This is a genomic window from Clostridium sp. MCC353, from assembly GCF_018785315.1.
In the GTDB taxonomy this organism is placed as follows: domain Bacteria; phylum Bacillota; class Clostridia; order Lachnospirales; family Lachnospiraceae; genus CHH4-2.
The window spans coordinates 1-284 of record NZ_WQPN01000165.1 but is presented as its reverse complement, the minus strand read 5'-3'; the positions used below and the strand labels follow the sequence as shown (position 1 = coordinate 284).

Annotated in this window: 1 pseudogene; it reads left to right on the top strand. The window is 52.8% G+C overall.

Annotated features, from left to right (window positions below):
* Positions 1-284 (top strand): annotated as a pseudogene (locus tag GPL15_RS24975) (electron transfer flavoprotein subunit alpha); the annotation flags it as partial.

Sequence of the window (284 nt, the reverse complement as noted above, 5' to 3'; positions counted from 1 at the left end):
GCAACCCATATCGGCCGTGACCTTGGCCCCTGCCTGGCAGTGAAAGCCAACACAGGACTGACAGCAGACTGTACCAAGTTAGAGATTGATCCGGAAGACAAGAAGATCAAACAGACCCGTCCTGCATTCGGAGGAAACTTAATGGCAACCATCGTGTGCCCGAACCACCGTCCCCAGATGTCCACAGTGCGTCCTGGAGTAATGGAGAAAGCCGCTTATGAAGAAGGCCGCAAGGGCGAAGTGATCAAACTGAATGTGGAATTCAAAGAAGGCGATATCCGCAC